Annotated in this window: 13 protein-coding genes and 1 pseudogene; 7 read left to right on the forward strand and 7 right to left on the reverse strand. The window is 72.3% G+C overall.

All coding sequences use genetic code 11. From position 1 onward, the window contains the following. A partial coding sequence (locus tag AB0K09_RS19820) for an isochorismatase family protein (protein WP_366066682.1) occupies positions 1-312 on the reverse strand: 312 nt, incomplete at its 3' end. A gap of 192 nt (positions 313-504) precedes the next feature. On the opposite strand from AB0K09_RS19820, the gene AB0K09_RS19825 reads away from it, so the two are divergent. From AB0K09_RS19825 to AB0K09_RS19840, 4 genes are read left to right on the forward strand one after another with little or no spacing between them, the layout of a single operon-like run. Then, a complete protein-coding gene (locus AB0K09_RS19825; protein ID WP_366066683.1) occupies positions 505-1,347 on the forward strand; it encodes a nitrilase-related carbon-nitrogen hydrolase in 843 nt (280 codons plus the stop codon). Between the two features lie 29 nt (positions 1,348-1,376). Next, a complete protein-coding gene (locus tag AB0K09_RS19830; protein WP_366066694.1) occupies positions 1,377-2,651 on the forward strand; it encodes an aspartate aminotransferase family protein in 1,275 nt (424 codons plus the stop codon). Beyond that, positions 2,648-4,048: a dihydropyrimidinase gene (gene hydA, locus AB0K09_RS19835; RefSeq protein ID WP_366066684.1), complete on the forward strand. Its 1,401-nt coding sequence runs from the start codon at positions 2,648-2,650 to the stop codon at positions 4,046-4,048. The genes AB0K09_RS19830 and hydA overlap by 4 nt, the downstream gene beginning before the upstream one ends. Before the next feature lie 30 nt (positions 4,049-4,078). Further along, positions 4,079-5,077, forward strand: a complete 999-nt coding sequence (locus AB0K09_RS19840; RefSeq protein WP_366066685.1) for a TIGR03842 family LLM class F420-dependent oxidoreductase — start codon at positions 4,079-4,081, stop codon at positions 5,075-5,077. Here the strand turns inward: AB0K09_RS19840 and ggt are convergent. Next, on the reverse strand, positions 5,058-6,890 hold the full coding sequence (gene ggt / locus AB0K09_RS19845; protein WP_366066686.1) for a gamma-glutamyltransferase: 1,833 nt from the start codon (positions 6,888-6,890) through the stop codon (positions 5,058-5,060). The two genes, AB0K09_RS19840 and ggt, sit on opposite strands and share 20 nt — an antisense overlap. Before the next feature lie 100 nt (positions 6,891-6,990). Beyond that, complete coding sequence (locus AB0K09_RS19850) at positions 6,991-7,869, reverse strand: SGNH/GDSL hydrolase family protein (RefSeq protein WP_366066687.1); 879 nt, start codon at positions 7,867-7,869, stop codon at positions 6,991-6,993. 222 nt (positions 7,870-8,091) lie between these two features. Between AB0K09_RS19850 and AB0K09_RS19855 the strand changes: the two genes are divergently transcribed. The 3 genes from AB0K09_RS19855 to AB0K09_RS19865 all read left to right on the forward strand — a co-directional run bounded on the left by AB0K09_RS19855 (position 8,092) and on the right by AB0K09_RS19865 (position 11,294). Then, positions 8,092-9,531 carry an amino acid permease gene (locus AB0K09_RS19855; RefSeq protein ID WP_366066688.1) on the forward strand — a complete coding sequence of 480 codons (1,440 nt, stop codon included), beginning with the start codon at positions 8,092-8,094 and terminating at the stop codon, positions 9,529-9,531. Between the two features lie 10 nt (positions 9,532-9,541). Beyond that, entirely contained in the window at positions 9,542-9,985 is a 444-nt protein-coding gene (locus tag AB0K09_RS19860; RefSeq protein WP_366066689.1) for an Rrf2 family transcriptional regulator, read from the forward strand. A gap of 115 nt (positions 9,986-10,100) precedes the next feature. Further along, positions 10,101-11,294 (forward strand): globin domain-containing protein, encoded by a 1,194-nt coding sequence (locus AB0K09_RS19865; RefSeq protein ID WP_366066690.1) that lies wholly within the window; start codon positions 10,101-10,103, stop codon positions 11,292-11,294. Between the two features lie 96 nt (positions 11,295-11,390). On the opposite strand, the gene AB0K09_RS19870 is transcribed toward AB0K09_RS19865, so the two are convergent. The 4 genes and pseudogenes from AB0K09_RS19870 to AB0K09_RS19885 form a co-directional block, all read right to left on the reverse strand. Then, a complete protein-coding gene (locus tag AB0K09_RS19870) occupies positions 11,391-12,254 on the reverse strand; it encodes an amino acid ABC transporter permease (protein ID WP_366066691.1) in 864 nt (287 codons plus the stop codon). Then, complete coding sequence (locus AB0K09_RS19875) at positions 12,251-12,895, reverse strand: amino acid ABC transporter permease (RefSeq protein ID WP_366066692.1); 645 nt, start codon at positions 12,893-12,895, stop codon at positions 12,251-12,253. Before AB0K09_RS19875 ends, AB0K09_RS19870 begins: the two co-directional genes overlap by 4 nt. After that, on the reverse strand, positions 12,895-13,824 hold the full coding sequence (locus AB0K09_RS19880; RefSeq protein WP_366066693.1) for a glutamate ABC transporter substrate-binding protein: 930 nt from the start codon (positions 13,822-13,824) through the stop codon (positions 12,895-12,897). Before AB0K09_RS19880 ends, AB0K09_RS19875 begins: the two co-directional genes overlap by 1 nt. Positions 13,825-13,838: 14 nt before the next feature. Next, positions 13,839-14,020 (reverse strand): annotated as a pseudogene (locus AB0K09_RS19885) (amino acid ABC transporter ATP-binding protein); the annotation flags it as partial.

Genomic DNA, 14,020 nt, shown 5'->3' on the forward strand with positions numbered 1-14,020 from the left:
GGTGCCGTGGAAGGCGCCCCAGTTGTGCTTGGTGACGACGATGTCGTCGTCCTGCCGGTCGAGCCCGGGCACGAGGTCGGCGAAGCCGGCCGGGGGGCGGCCGGTGCGGTTCGGGGCCTCCGCGCGCCCGGGCGCGGTGCCGACGACGCGGACCAGGACGACGGGCAGGCCGCGCTCGCGGAAGGCGGCGGCCAGCCGGGCGCCGCGCTCGACGATCTCCTCGGCGGGATGGACGGTCGGCAGGGCGGTGATGCCCTTCTGCAGGTCGACGAGGACGAGGGCGGTCTTCGGGTCGAGCGTGGTGGCGGTCATGGCGCCACCCTAGAAAAAGACAGGCAAACTTGCAAGGATGCCTTTCTGTCATCTCGGCCGGGCTCCTCGGCGCGGGCGGCCCGACGCCACGCCCGCGACGGTCTTGCCCCACGGGGTGCCGGGTCCTACGGTCGCATGCACACGCGGGATCTTCGCGTGTCCGCTGGCTCACGCCCCGGCAGAGGAGCAGCAATGACCCACGCAGTCCGCGCCGCACTGGTCCAGGCCACCTGGACGGGTGATACCGAGTCGATGATCGCCAAGCACGAGGAGCACGCCCGCGCCGCCGCCGCGCAGGGCGCCAAGGTGATCGGCTTCCAGGAAGTCTTCAACGCCCCCTACTTCTGCCAGGTCCAGGACGAGGAGCACTACCGCTGGGCCGAGCCGGTACCGGACGGCCCCACCGTGCGCCGGATGCGCGAACTGGCCCGCGAGACCGGCATGGTGATCGTCGTGCCGGTCTTCGAGGTCGAGCGGTCCGGCTTCTACTACAACACCGCCGCCGTGATCGACGCGGACGGCAGCTACCTCGGGAAGTACCGCAAGCACCACATCCCGCAGGTCAAGGGGTTCTGGGAGAAGTTCTACTTCAGGCCCGGGAACCTGGGCTGGCCCGTCTTCGACACCGCCGTCGGCCGGGTCGGCGTCTACATCTGCTACGACCGCCACTTCCCCGAAGGCTGGCGCCAACTCGGCCTCAACGGCGCCCAGCTGGTCTACAACCCGTCCGCGACCTCCCGCGGCCTGTCGGCCCATCTGTGGCGCCTGGAGCAGCCCGCGGCGGCCGTCGCCAACGAGTACTTCGTCGCCGCCATCAACCGGGTCGGCCAGGAGGAGTACGGCGACAACGACTTCTACGGCACGTCCTACTTCGTCGATCCGCGCGGGCAGTTCGTCGGTGACGTCGCCAGCGACACCAAGGAGGAGCTCGTCGTCCGCGACCTCGACTTCTCGCTGATCGAGGACGTACGGCACCAGTGGGCGTTCTACCGCGACCGCAGGCCCGACGCGTACGAGGGGCTGGTGCGGCCGTGAGCACCCTGCACGAGCGGCACCGCGCCGTGATGCCCGAGTGGCTCGCCCTCTACTACCAAGAGCCGCTGGAGCTCACGCACGGCGAGGGCCGGCACGTCTGGGACGCCGAGGGCCGGCGCTACCTGGACTTCTTCGGCGGCATCCTCACCACGATGACCGCCCACGCGCTGCCCGAGGTCACCAAGGCGGTCGCCGAGCAGGCCGGGCGCATCCTGCACACCTCCACGCTCTACCTCGACCGGCACATGGTCGAGCTGGCCGAGCGCATCGCCGCCCTCTCCGGCATCCCCGACGCCCGCGTCTTCTTCACCACCTCCGGCACCGAGGCCAACGACACGGCCCTGCTGCTGGCCACCGTCCACCGGCGTTCCAACCAGGTCCTGGCCATGCGCAACAGCTACCACGGCCGCTCCTTCACGACGGTCGGCATCACCGGCAACACCGCCTGGTCGCCGACCAGTCTCTCCCCGCTCCAGACCCTCTACGTGCACGGCGGCGTGCGCACGAGCGGGCCCTACGCCGAGCTGTCCGACGAGCGGTTCACCGAGGCGTGCGTCGCCGACCTGGAGGACATGCTCGGCCAGACGCACGGTCCCGTCGCCGCGCTGATCGCCGAACCCGTGCAGGGCGTCGGCGGCTTCACCTCCCCGCCCGACGGGCTGTTCGCCGCGTTCCGCGAGGTTCTCGACCGGCACGGCATCCTCTGGATCAGCGACGAGGTGCAGACCGGCTGGGGCCGTACCGGCGACCACTTCTGGGGCTGGCAGGCGCACGCCGCGAGCGGCCCGCCCGATCTGCTCACCTTCGCCAAGGGCATCGGCAACGGCATGTCCATCGGTGGCGTCGTGGCCCGCGCCGAGGTCATGAACTGCCTGGACGCCAACTCCATCTCGACCTTCGGCGGCAGCCCCGTCACCATGGCCGCCGGACTCGCCAACCTCACCCACCTCCTGGAGCACGACCTCCAGGGCAACGCCCGTCGCGTCGGCGGTCTCCTCATCGAACGGCTCCGCGCCGTCGCCGCCGGGCTGCCCGTGGTCCGCGAGGTGCGCGGCCGCGGCCTGATGATCGGCATCGAGCTGACCGAGCCGGACGGCTCGCCCTCGCCGCGCGCCGCCGCCCTCGCCCTCGAACACGCCCGCAACCACGGCCTGCTGATCGGCAAGGGCGGCCGCCCGGGCAACGTGCTGCGCATCGCTCCCCCGCTCTCCCTCACCGTCGCCGAGGCCGAGGAGGGCGCCTGGATGCTCGAACAGGCGCTGCGCCAGGTCCAGCAGGCCGTCGGCGGAAAGGAGCAGCCATGACCCGCACGCTCATCCGCGGCGGCCTGGTCATCACCGCCGCCGAGGAGACCACGGCGGACGTGCTCGTCGAGGACGGCCGCGTCGCCGCCCTGGCCGCCCCCGGCAGCACCGCGGCCGGGAGCTGGACCGCCGACGTGACCATCGACGCCACCGGCCGGTACGTCGTCCCCGGCGGCGTCGACGCGCACACGCACTTCGAACTGCCCTTCGGCGGCACCTTCTCCTCCGACACCTTCGAGACCGGCACCCGCGCCGCGGCCTGGGGCGGCACGACGACGGTCGTCGACTTCGCGGTGCAGAGCCGCGGCCGGTCCCTGCGCGAGGGGCTGGACGCCTGGCACGCCAAGGCGCAGGGCCGGTGCGCGATCGACTACGGCTTCCACATGATCCTCTCCGACGTGAACGAGGGAACGCTCAAGGAGATGGACCACCTCGTGGCCGAGGGCTGCACCTCGTTCAAGCTCTTCATGGCCTACCCCGGGGTCTTCTACAGCGACGACGGGCAGATCCTGCGGGCCATGCAGCGCGCCGCCGGCAACGGCGGGCTGATCATGATGCACGCCGAGAACGGCATCGCCATCGACGTCCTGGTGGAACAGGCCCTCGCCGCCGGACGCACCGACCCCCGGCACCACGGCGAGGTCCGCAGGGCGCTGCTGGAGGCCGAGGCCACCCACCGCGCCATCGCCCTCGCGCGGGTCGCCGGCAGCCCGCTGTACGTGGTCCACGTCTCCGCCCAGGAGGCCGTCGCCGAACTGGCCCGGGCCCGGGCGCTGGACCTGCCGGTGTTCGGCGAGACCTGCCCGCAGTACCTCTTCCTGTCCACCGACAACCTGGCCGAGCCCGGGTTCGAGGGCGCCAAGTACGTCTGTTCCACGCCCCTGCGGCCCCGCGAGCACCAGGCCGCGCTGTGGCGGGCCCTGCGCACCGGCGATCTCCAGGTCGTCTCCACCGACCACTGCCCCTTCTGCTTCACCGGCCAGAAGGAGCTGGGCCGCGGGGACTTCTCGAAGATCCCCAACGGGCTGCCCGGCGTCGAGAACCGCATGGACCTGCTGCACCAGGCCGTCGTCGACGGGCACCTCACCCGCCGTCGCTGGATCGAGATCGCCTGCGCCGCCCCGGCCCGGATGTTCGGCCTCGCCCCGCGCAAGGGCACCATCGCGCCGGGCGCCGACGCCGACATCGTCGTCTACGACCCCAAGGCCCGGCAGACGCTCTCCGCCGCCACCCATCACATGAACGTCGACTACTCGGCGTACGAGGGCAAGGAGATCACCGGCCGGGTGGAGACGGTCCTCTCGCGCGGCGAGGTCGTCATCGACCGGCGGCGGTTCACCGGACGGGCCGGGCACGGCCGCTATCTGCCCCGCTCCACCTGCCAGTACCTCGCGTAACCCCTGTCATTCGCGTAAGGAGCACCAGCGTTGGACTTCGGCCTCGTCCTCCAGACCGACCCGCCCGCCACCGCCGTCGTCGACCTCATGCGGCGCGCCGAGGCGGCCGGGTTCCGCTACGGCTGGACCTTCGACTCCGCCGTGCTGTGGCAGGAACCCTTCGTGATCCACAGCCGGATCCTCGACCACACCGAGCGGCTGATCGTGGGGCCCATGGTCACCAATCCCTCCACCCGTACGCCCGAGGTGACCGCCTCGACCTTCGCCACCCTCAACGACATGTACGGCAACCGCACGGTGTGCGGCATCGGCCGGGGCGACTCGGCGATGCGGGTCGCCGGCCGCCGGCCCAACACGCTGGCCGCGCTGCGCGACGCGGTCCGCGTCATCCGGGACCTCGCCGAGGGCCGCGAGGCGGATGTGGGCGGCACCACGGTGCGGCTGCCGTGGGTGCGCGAGGGCCGGCTGCCGGTGTGGGTGGCGGCCTACGGGCCCAAGGCGCTCGCCCTGACCGGGCAGGTGGCTGACGGGTTCATCCTCCAGCTCGCCGACCCGTATCTGACCGAGTGGATGATCCACGCCGTCCGCGCCGCCGCGGCGGAGGCCGGCCGCGACCCGGACGCGCTGACGATCTGCGTCGCCGCCCCGGCGTACGTCGGCGACGACCTCGCCCACGCGCGGGAGCAGTGCCGCTGGTTCGGCGGGATGGTCGGCAACCACGTCGCGGACCTGGTGAGCCGGTACGGGGAGGCCTCGGGCATGGTGCCCGAGGCGCTCACCTCGTACATCAAGCAGCGTGCGGGCTACGACTACAGCCACCACGGGCGGGCGGGCAACCCGTCGACGGACTTCGTGCCGGACGAGATCGTCGACCGCTTCTGCCTGCTCGGCCCGGTGGAGGCCCACCGGGAGCGGCTGGAGCGGCTGCGGGAGCTGGGGGTGGACCAGTTCGCGCTGTACGCGATGCACGACGCGCGGGAGGCGACGATCGACGCGTACGGCGAGCACCTCATTCCGGCGCTGGCCTGACCACCATCGCCGAGCCCCCGCCCCGCCGCGTCCTCTCCGCCGCCGCCAGCCAGCGGCCGTCCGGCAGGCGCTGGACGCCCGTCGCCGCACCGATCTCGGGGTTGAGGGTGAAGCGGTGGCCCTTCGCCTCCAGCCGGGCCCGCACCGCGCTGTCCCACAGCCCGGGTTCGAGCTCGGTGGCGGCCGCGTTGCGCTGGCTGGCGCGGGGGGCGGCGATCGCGTCGACGAGGGGCATGCCCCGGTCGACGTGGTTGAGGAGGGTCTGCAGGACGGTGGTGATGATGGTCGCGCCGCCGGGTGAGCCGAGGGCGAAGGCGGGCCGGCCGTCCTCGAGGACGATCGTCGGGGAGATCGAGGAGCGCGGCCGCTTGCCCGGACCCGGCAGGTTCGGGTCGTGCACGCCGGGTGTCACCGGGGTGAAGGAGAAGTCGGTGAGCTCGTTGTTGAGCAGGAACCCGCGCCCGGGGACGGTGATGCCGCTGCCGCCGGTCTGCTCCAGGGTGAGGGTGTAGGCGACGACGTTGCCCCACTTGTCGGCGACCGTGAGATGGGTGGTCTGCTCCCCCTCGTAGGGGGTGGGCGCCGCGCGGCCGGTCGCGCCGCAGGGCGTGGGATGGCGTGGGTCGCCGGGCCGGAGGGGGCTGACGAGGACGGCGTCGTCCTTGACCAGGCAGGCGCGCGAGTCGGCGAAGCGCTGGGAGGTCAGCTGCCGGGTGGGGACGTCCTCGAAGGCGGGGTCGCCCACCCAGCGGTTGCGGTCGGCGAAGGCGATCCGGCTGGCCTCCAGGTAGCGGTGCAGATAGGTGGTGGCGTCCAGCCGTCGCAGGTCGCCGCGTTCGAGGATGTTGAGCGCCTCGGCGACGGTCGTGCCGCCGGAGGAGGAGGGGGCGATGCCGTAGACGTCCAGGCCTCGGTAGGAGGTCCGGGTCGGGGCCTGCTTCTCGGCGGCGTACGCGCCGAGGTCCCGCGCGGTCAGGTCGCCGGGGCGGGCGACGCGGTGGGAGGCCGGGTCGACGGGCGGCTTGCGCACGGTCCGTACGAGGTCGCGGCCCACGGCCCCGCGGTAGAGGGCGTCGACGCCCTGCTCGCCCAGGAGTTCATAGGTTCTGGCGAGGTCGGGGTTCTTCAGCCGGGAGCCGATCTCGGGGGGCTTGCCGCCGGGCAGGAAGAGCTTGGCGGTGGCGGGGAAGTCCTTGAACCGCGCCTGGTTGTCGGCGGTCTGCTTCCGGAAGGTCGCGTCGACGGTGAAGCCGTCGCGCGCCAGGCGCTCCGCGGGGCGCAGGACCCGGCCCAGCGAGCGGCTGCCCCAGGTGCGCAGGGCGGTGTCCCAGGTGGCGGGGGTGCCGGGGGTGCCGACGCTCAGGCCGCTGGTGACCGCGTCGGCGAAGGGGATGGGCTTGCCGTGCTCCAGGAAGAGGTCCGCTCCGGCGCTGAGCGGGGCGCGTTCACGGCCGTCGAGGGTTTCGACCTTGTGCGTGCGCGCGTCGTAGTGGACGAAGTAGCCGCCACCGCCGATGCCGGCCGAGTACGGCTCGCTCACGCCGAGCGCGGCGGCGGTGGCGACGGCGGCGTCCACGGCGTTGCCGCCCTCGCGCAACACTTCGATGCCGGCGGCCGAGGCGTCGGGGTCGACGCTGGCGACGGCGCCGCCGTAGCCGACGGCGACGGGCGACTTGGCGGGCGTACTGACTGACGGGGCGTCAACCGCGGTGGCCGGGACGGTGCCCAGCGCTGCGACGAGGCCGGCCGTGGCCGCGGTGGCGACCAGGGCCGGCAGGCGCCCGCGGCGGCGCGCGGGACTCGGGAGGATCATCTCTGCCTCCATTCGGGCGAACGGGCCCCGGAGCCTACTCGCGGGGCCCGCACGCCGACAGGGGACGGCGGCGGCAGAAGAACTGTCCGCCGGCGAGGCCTCAGTGTGCGCGCACCGCCGCGACCACTGCCGTGGCCATGGCCTGCTCGCCCCGGGCGTTGGGGTGGAAGGGCGCGGCCGGGTTCTCGGGGCGGGCGCCCTCGACCCAGCGGTCCGCGGTGGGCTTGCAGACGTCGTGGCCGGCGGTCGGCCGGTAGGTGTCCGCGAAGCGGATGTGCGCGGCGCGCGCCTGCGCGCGGAGCATGGTGTTCAGCCGCTTCTCGGTGTCCCGCAGGTACGGCACGTCGCCGAGGGCGATGGGCAGGGACGGGAGGCAGCCGACGCCGTTGTCCGGCATGATCGTCGGGTAGCCGACCAGGATCACGCGGGCGTTCGGGGCCTTCTTGTGGACGTCCCGCAGCACCTTGGCGATCTTGGGGGCGGTGGCGTTGATCCGCGCGGTGAGCTCGTCCTTGCCGCCGGGGGTGAACTGCTTGCGGCAGGGGGCGCCGGCCGGGTCGGAGGAGGCGAGCCCGGCGCAGGTGCGGATGATGTCGCCGAAGCCGATGTCGTTGCCGCCGATGCCGAGGGTGACGAGCCGGGTGTTCTTGCCGAGCGCGTTCAGCTGCGGCGCGTTGGTGCCCTGGGCGCGCCACATGTCGCCGGTGGTGGCGCCGCTGCAGCTGACGTCCTTGAAGGACTTCTGGTGCAGCTGCTTGGCGGCGAGGGACGGGTAGTTGACGCTGGACCGCGCGCAGTTCTCGTCCGTCTGCCGCGGGATGCCGGGGCCGGAGGTGTACGAGTCGCCGAGGGCGACGTAGCGCTCACCGCCCCGGGCGGGCGCGGCGGCGGCCGCGGGGGCGGCGGCACCCGCCGCCAGCGCCGAGGCCGCGCCGAGCGCGGCCAGCGCTCTCCCGTATTGAGCGCCGCGTGCGCGCACCTTTACCACTACTGCCTCCGAGGGGTCGAGAACGTCTTCGGCCGGAGATCGTTTCGATCTCCGGCCAGGCCAGATTCGTCGCGTGTTGACGTGCTGTCAATCTCGGGGACCGTCCGGCCGTGTCGCGACCTGACAGAACGGGCGGTCACGAGGGGTGCGGCGGGGCGGCGTTCGGTAGGTAGAGGTTCCACCCCTGCCCTCGAACAACCAGGACGGTCCACCATGCTCGCTCCACCCCCCACCCCGGTCCGCTCCGCGCCACCGACTACGACGGAGGCCGCGCTCTCGCGCGGGCTCAAGCAGCGCCATCTGTCGATGATCGCGCTGGGCGGCGCCATCGGAGCGGGCCTGTTCGTCGGCTCGGGCGTGGGCATCAGGGCCGCCGGGCCGGCGATCATCGTCGCCTACGTCCTGGCCGGCGGTCTGGTGCTGCTGGTCATGCGGATGCTGGCGGAGATGTCGGCCGCGGAACCGGCCACCGGTTCGTTCTCCGTCCACGCGAGCCGGGCACTGGGCCGCTGGGCGGGGCTCACGGCGGGCTGGCTGTACTGGTCGCTGCTGGTCGTCAGCGTCGCGGCGGAGGCGATAGGGGCGGCGGACATCATGACGGGCTGGCTGCCCGCGGTGCCGGGCTGGACGTGGATGACCCTGTTCATGGCCGTGTTCACGGGCAGCAATCTGGCGGCCGTCCGGCGCTTCGGCGACCTCGAATTCTGGTTCGCGGGCCTGAAGATCGCGGCGATCTGCGTGTTCCTGCTGCTGGGCGCGCTCGCCGTGTTCGGTCTGCTGCCCGGCGCCGAGCCGCCGGGCACCCGCCACCTCACGGCGCACGGCGGGTTCATGCCGAACGGCTGGCACGGACTGGCGCTCGGCCTGGTGGCGGCGGTGTTCGCCTACGGCGGGCTGGAGACCGTGACCATCGCCGCCGCCGAATCCACCGATCCGGTCCGGGCGGTGGGCCGGGCGGCCCGGACCGTCGTCTGGCGGATCTGTCTGTTCTACATCGGATCCATGGCGCTGATCGTCACCCTGCTGCCGTGGGACGGGACGTCCGCGCACACCAGCCCGTACGCCGGCACGCTGGGGCGGATCGGGATCCCGGGTGCCGGGCACATCATGAACGCCGTGGTGCTCGTCGCACTGCTGTCGGCGATGAACGCCAACATCTACGGCTCCTCGCGCATGCTCTACTCCCTGGTCCAGCGCGGTGACGCCCCGCGCGCCCTCGGCCGGGTGACCCGCGGCGTGCCCCGGGCCGCCGTTCTGGCCTCGGCCGCCTTCGGCTTCGCCGCCGTCGTGCTCAGCGTGATCTGGCCGGACACGGTCTTCCCGTTCCTGCTCAACACCGTGGGCGCGACGATCCTGATCGTCTGGTTCCTGATCGGCCTCTCCCAGCTCCGGCTGCGTCGCCGGCGCGAGCGGCAGGGGGTGCCGGGGCCGCCGGTGCGCATGTGGCTCTTCCCGCACCTCACCCGGCTCGCCCTCCTCGCGATCGGTGCGGTGCTGGTCGTCATGGTGATCCAGCCGGAGTCCCGGACACAGGTGCTGTGCACGGGCGGCTGGGCCGCCGTGCTGGTGGTGTGCGGGCTGGTGAACGGGCGCCGCCGAAAGGTGACCGGATCCGCTCCCGGAAATTTGGACTCTCAGAATCCAATTAGCTAGCGTGTCCGGTGTGCGACTGAACAAGAGCACCGACATCGCCCTGCGCATCGCCATGCGCCTGGCCGTGGCGGACGACGCCGAGGCGCCGACCACCCGCGAGGTGGCCGGCGCGGTCGGGGTGCCCTACACGCACGCCGCGAAGGTCGTCAGCCGGTTGCAGCACCTTGGGGTCGTCCAGGCCCGCCGGGGGCGGGGCGGCGGACTCACCCTCACCCCCGCCGGGCGCACCGGCTCGGTGGGCCGGCTCGTGCGCGAGCTGGAGGGCGCGGGCGACGTCGTGGGCTGCGAGGACGAGCCACCCTGCCCGCTGCGCGGCGCCTGCCGGCTGCGGGGCGCGCTGCGCGCGGCGCAGGAGGCGTTCTTCGCCGCGCTGGATCCGCTCACCATCGAAGAGTTGACCGGCGCGCCGACCGGACCCGTGCTGCTGAGCCTGGAAACCCGGCCGGGAAGGTGACACACCGCCGCCCGCGCCGATGCCGTCGCACACCCTTTAATGCGAATCTCTAATGCAAGTTTTTTCTTCGCGCTGAGGCCCGAACATGCTGAGGCCCGGACATGAGGAGCCGCCGATGCTGTCCCCGAAGTCGACCGAGATCGTCCGCGCCACGCTGCCCGCCGTCGGCGGCGCCATCGGTGAGATCACCCCGCTCTTCTACGACAAGCTCTTCGCCGAGCACCCGGAGCTGCTGCGGGATCTGTTCAACCGGGGCAACCAGGCCAACGGCAGCCAGCGCGAGGCCCTCGCGGGCGCCATCGCCGCCTTCGCCACGGCCCTCGTGGAGCACCCGGACGTCCGTCCCGACGCGATGCTCGCCCGCATCGCCCACAAGCACGCCTCGCTCGGCATCGTGCCCGAGCAGTACCCGGTCGTCCAGAAGCACCTCTTCGCCGCCATCGTGGAGGTGCTGGGCGACGCGGTCACCCCCGAGGTCGCCGCCGCCTGGGACGAGGTCTACTGGCTGATGGCGAACGCCCTCATCGCCATCGAGCGGCGCCTGTACGAGCAGGCGGGCACGCCGGAGGGCGACGTATGGGTGCCCTGCCGGGTCGTGGCCCGCCACGCCGAGACGCCCGACGTGGCCACCTTCGTCGTGCGCCCCGTCGACGACCGCCCGGTGCCCGCGTTCCGGCCCGGCCAGTACGTCTCCGTCCAGGTCGACCTGCCCGACGGCGCCCGGCAGATCCGCCAGTACAGCCTCTCGGGCGAGCCGGAGAACGGACTGCAGTTCTCCGTCAAGCGCGTCACCGGCATCCCCACCGGTGAGGTCTCCAACCATCTGCACGACCACGTGGGCGTCGGGGACGCGCTGGTGGTCGGCGTGCCCTTCGGGGACGTCGTCCTGGAGGACGGCGACTCCCCCGTGCTCCTCGCCTCGGCGGGCATCGGCTGCACCCCGATGATCGGCATGCTCTCCCACCTCGCCGCGACCGGCTCCACCCGCCGCGTCATCGCCGTGCACGCCGACCGCGACGAGACCTCCCACGCCTTCCGCGCCGAACTCCACTCGCTCACGGAGAAGCTCGCGGACGCGACCGCCCACGTCTGGTACGAGCACCCGCAGGACGCCGCCCGGCCGGCGGACCGCACCGGGCCGGCCGACCTGTCCACGCTCGACATCCCGGCCGGCACGACCGCCTACCTCTGCGGCCCGCTCCCCTTCCTGCGCGCCGTGCGCAGCCAGCTCCTCGCCGCGGGAGTGCCGGCGGCGTCGATCCACTACGAGGTCTTCGGCCCGGACCTGTGGCTGGGCGCCGACGCCTGACGGCTGTCCGCCGGACCGTCACGGGGCCTGACGGGGCCTGGGGGGGGCTTGCCCCCCGGGCCTTGGGCCGCACCCGGGCACCACCGCCCACCGGTGCTACGGCGCCTCGGGCGCCCCCGGCAGCACCGTGCCCGGCTCTGCCGGGGCCACCTCCACCGCCTCGGTCTTGACGCTGCGCCGCTGCTGCCGGGCCACCACCGTGGCCAGCCGGGACAGCAGCATGCACATGCCGATGTAGATCGGCGAGATGACCATCACGACGGGGATGAACGGCAGGTCGTAGTCCAGGTTGCTGGCGATGAGCTTGCCGGCGTGCAGGAACTCCTCGTAGGTGATGAGGAAGCCCAGCGAGGTGTCCTTCAGGGCGACGACCAGCTGGCTGATGATGGTCGGCAGCATCGCCCGCACCGCCTGCGGCACCAGGACATGGGCCATCACCTGCGTCTTGCGCATCCCGAGCGCGTAGGCCGCCTCGCGCTGCCCCCGGTCGACGGAGTCCACGCCGGTGCGGAAGACCTCCGCGAGGACCGAGCCGTTGTACAGGGTCAGGCCCGTCACCAGGGCGGGCAGCGGCTGGACCTTGAGGGCGACGAACACGAAGAAAATCATGACCAGCACGGGCATGGCCCGGAAGAACTCCACCAGCAGCGTGGCCGACCAGCGCAGCGCCCGGTGCTCCGAGAGCCGTCCGCTCGCCAGGACCCCGCCCAGGACCAGGGCCAGCACCGCGGAGATCGCGAAGGCCTTGAGCGTATTGCCGAGGCCGCGCAGCAGCAGCTCCTGGATGCCCTGGTACTCGAACGGCCGCCACTTCGCCGCCGTGAACTGCTGGGTGTCGAAGAGCAGGTAGAGCACCCACGCCAGGATGCCGAGGATGACGACGGTGGCGGCGGCGCCGTACAGCCGGTGCCGTGACCGCGCGTGCGGGCCGGGGACGTCGTACAGGGCGGTGGCGGTCATCGGGCGATCCCCCAGCGCTTCTCCAGCACGTTGAAGATCGCGCTGATGGACAGGGTGACGAACAGATAGCCGACGGCGATCCAGACGAACGACCAGATGATGCTGTAGCCCAGCTCGTTGAGCGGTTTGTACACGCCGAGCAGCTCGGTGACGCTGAAGGAGCCGGCGATGGCCGAGTTCTTGGCGAGCGCGATCAGCGTCGAGCCGATCGGCGGGATGACGGCGCGGAACGCCTGCGGCAGCACGACGACGCCGAGGGTCTGGCTGAAGGTCATGCCGAGGCTGCGGGCGGCCTCGCCCTGTCCCGTCGGCACGGTGTTGATACCGGAGCGCACGGCCTCGCAGATGAACGCGGAGGTGTAGCAGCCGAGGGCGAGGACGGCGAAGAGCTGGAACGGCAGCACGATCCCGAACCGGGGCAGGCCGAGCAGCACCGCGAAGAAGAGCAGGGTGAGCGGGGTGTTGCGCAGCACCGTCACCCAGACGGTGCCGAAGACGCGCAGCGACCCGACGGGGGCGACCCGGAAGGCCGCCATGAGCAGGCCGAGCGCCAGGGCGAGCAGCGAGGCGTAGACGGTGAGCTCGACGGTGCCGAGCAGGCCCCTGCCGTAGAGGGCGAGGTTGTCGGTGAGCACGTTCATCAGGAGGAGCTTCCGTAGCGGTCGACGGCGGGAGGCCGCGGGGCGGGCACCCCGGACAGGCCGAGGGTGGCGTCGTACGCCTTCTTCCAGTCGCCGTCGCGCTCGTGCTGCTCGATGGCGTCGTCGAGGGCGAGGCGCAGGGCGGTGTCGGAGTGCGGCACGCCGATGCCGTAGGGCTCCTTGGAGAAGGGCCGGCCGGCGAGCCGCAGCTCGTCGGGGGCCTTGGCGGCGTAGCCCAGGAGGATGGTGTCGTCGGTGGTGACGGCGTCGACCTGGAGGCTGAGGAGGTTGTCGACGCAGATCGAGTACGTGTCGTAGGCGACCGCCCTGGCCTTGGGGTAGTCACGCTGGATGCGCTGGAGCGGGGTGGAGCCGGCGGCCGAGCAGACCTTCTTGCCGGCGAGGTCCTGGGGGCCGTCGATGCCCTTCTCGTCCTTGCGGATCAGCAGGGACTGTCCGGCCAGGTAGTACGGGCCGGCGAAGCCGACCTGGCGTTTGCGCAGGTCGTTGATGGTGTAGGTGCCGACGTAGTAGTCGATCTGGCCGTTCTGCAGGGCGGTTTCGCGGTTGGCGGAGGCGATGGTGCGGAAGGTGACGGTCTTCGGGTCGAAGCCGAGGGAGGCGGCCATCATGCGGGCGATCTCGATGTCGAATCCGCTGTAGGTGCCGGTGGCGGGGTCCTTCTCGCCCATGTAGGGCTGGTCCTCCTTGGCCCCGACGACGAGATGGCCGCGGCTCCTGGCCCGCCGCCAGGTGGCCGAGCCGGGCAGCTGGAAACCGGTGGCGACCCGGTAGACGGGCAGGCTGCCGGGCTCGGGGCCCTTGACCGGCGGGCTGCCCTCCTTGCCGCAGGCGGCGGCGAGCAGGGCGATACCGGCCAGCAGCAGGGCGGCGGCGCGGCGAGGGGCGCGCGGCGCGTGGGTTCTCATGACGGCCGTCCCCCTCAGTGCTTGAGGATCTTGGAGAGGAAGTCCTTGGCCCGGTCGCTCTCGGGTGCGGTGAAGAACTCCTCGGGGGTGCGGTCCTCGACGATCCGGCCGTCCGCCATGAAGACCACGCGGTTGGCGGCGGAGCGGGCGAAGCCCATCTCGTGGGTGACGACGACCATCGTCATGCCGTCGCGGG

The sequence above is a fragment of the Streptomyces sp. NPDC049577 genome (assembly GCF_040675635.1).
Classification (GTDB): domain Bacteria; phylum Actinomycetota; class Actinomycetes; order Streptomycetales; family Streptomycetaceae; genus Streptomyces.

Bases quoted from the DNA above. Each gene is read 5' to 3' on its own strand.
- hydA (WP_366066684.1), top strand. From the start codon at position 2,648: ATGACCCGCACGCTCATCCGCGGCGGCCTGGTCATCACCGCCGCCGAG.
- AB0K09_RS19875 (WP_366066692.1), bottom strand. From the start codon at position 12,895: ATGAACGTGCTCACCGACAACCTCGCCCTCTACGGCAGGGGCCTGCTC.
- AB0K09_RS19830 (WP_366066694.1), top strand. From the start codon at position 1,377: ATGCCCGAGTGGCTCGCCCTCTACTACCAAGAGCCGCTGGAGCTCACG.
- AB0K09_RS19825 (WP_366066683.1), top strand. From the start codon at position 505: ATGACCCACGCAGTCCGCGCCGCACTGGTCCAGGCCACCTGGACGGGT.
- ggt (WP_366066686.1), bottom strand. From the start codon at position 6,890: ATGATCCTCCCGAGTCCCGCGCGCCGCCGCGGGCGCCTGCCGGCCCTG.
- AB0K09_RS19855 (WP_366066688.1), top strand. From the start codon at position 8,092: ATGCTCGCTCCACCCCCCACCCCGGTCCGCTCCGCGCCACCGACTACG.
- AB0K09_RS19880 (WP_366066693.1), bottom strand. From the start codon at position 13,824: ATGAGAACCCACGCGCCGCGCGCCCCTCGCCGCGCCGCCGCCCTGCTG.
- AB0K09_RS19865 (WP_366066690.1), top strand. From the start codon at position 10,101: ATGCTGTCCCCGAAGTCGACCGAGATCGTCCGCGCCACGCTGCCCGCC.
- AB0K09_RS19870 (WP_366066691.1), bottom strand. From the start codon at position 12,254: ATGACCGCCACCGCCCTGTACGACGTCCCCGGCCCGCACGCGCGGTCA.